Below are 1,574 nucleotides of genomic sequence, written 5' to 3' on the forward strand. Positions count from 1 at the left end.
TTCGACCTGCTTCAGCGTCTGAACAATCTGACTCTCCGTAAACCGACTCTTGCGCATCTCGGCCTCCTTTGGCTCTAGTGTGCCCGGAGACCTCCGGTTTTCAATGGACCGAATTTACGGGAAGGCGACAATGGCTTGCTACAGGTGGGCGATGGTGCGGCGGTCATTGCCGGGGAACAGGTCTCGATAGCGCTACGAGAAGATTCCGCCGCAGAGGTGACCGTTAATGGCGAACTAGTCAGCGGTGACGGCATCGATGTAGGCGCCGGCGGCATCCTCCAGGGTGACGGCGTGGTCAGAGGTAATACCACCGTGCAGGGCATGATCGCCCCGGGCAACTCCATCGGGGGGCTGTCAGTGGAGGATGGTGATCTTACCTTCGCTGACGGTTCCATCTATCGCGTCGAGGTCAACGACGGCGGTGACGAGGCCGGGGTGAACAACGATTCCGTCAACGTAGAGGGTGACATCCTCATCGAGGAGGGGTCCACGCTTCACGTAACATCGGAAAGCGGCACCGACGACGGCTCCACCTATGCGCCGCAGACCACCTACACCATCCTCAGCGCGGAACAGGAAGTAGACGGTGAATTCTCCACAGTAACCGATGATTTCGCCTTTTTGACCACGTCGCTTGAATACAGCGACGATGATGTCTTGCTGACGCTAACCCAGGTGGCCGACCTCGCCGATGTCGCTCGCACACGGAACCAGCGTGCGGTCAGTAACACGCTGGACGGACAGCTGCAGAATCCGGCCATGGACGACATCACCAACGCCATCATTACGATGGACGAGGATCGCGCCCGCGCCGCACTGGATGACCTTTCCGGGGTCGAGCACACCCACGCCCAGCAGATTGGCCTGCGCGGCGCCCAGCGCTTCCGCGCCGGCCTCAACAGCCGCATGACCGGGCGCAGCGCCGGACCGGCCGCCGGCGAAATGGCCAGTCTCGAACAACTGATGGGCATACAGCTGGCCTCCGCCGGCCAGGCCCGCGGCCTGGTGGAAGAAAACACGCTCCCCAACCGCGGCTGGTGGGTGAACGCCGAGGGCGGTCGCGGCGACATCGACAACACCTCCAACGCCTCCGGGACCGACTACAACTTTGGCGGATTCAGCGTCGGCTTCGACACGCCAATCGCCGAAAATACATTCGTCGGAGCGGCCCTGGGCTACACCCGGAATCGCGCCTCCACCGCTAGCGGTGATCTGGACGTCGATTCCTTCCATGTTGCCGGTTACGGTGGCTGGCAGCAGGACGCCCTGTACGCGCGCGGTAGCGTTAGCGTCGGCTACCATCGGGCCGACTCCGAGCGCCTTGTCACGACGCTGAACCAGACCGCCAAGACTGACTACTCGGCCCGCGGCATCGGTACCGGCGCCGAGGTTGGATACGTCGTCGATATCGGCGATTCCGCCCGACTCACGCCTTTCGGCGGGCTGGACTACGAGTACCTGCGGCGCAACAGCTTTACCGAATCCGGGGCGGGTGCCGGCAATCTCGACGTGGGTAGTGAGAGCGAATACTCCCTGCGCAGTCAGGCCGGCGTGCGCTTCGATCAGGCGTTCGA

At 62.8% G+C, this 1,574-nt stretch carries 1 protein-coding gene; it reads left to right on the forward strand.

Translation table 11 applies throughout. The annotated features are described in order from the left end of the window. Nucleotides 1-144 precede the first annotated feature (144 nt). Nucleotides 145-1,574 (forward strand): autotransporter outer membrane beta-barrel domain-containing protein (locus G333_RS0114130; protein WP_231373051.1); only part of this gene is annotated, 1,430 nt, incomplete at its 3' end.

Source organism: Thioalkalivibrio sp. AKL10, from assembly GCF_000381845.1.
Taxonomy (GTDB): domain Bacteria; phylum Pseudomonadota; class Gammaproteobacteria; order Ectothiorhodospirales; family Ectothiorhodospiraceae; genus Thioalkalivibrio; species Thioalkalivibrio versutus.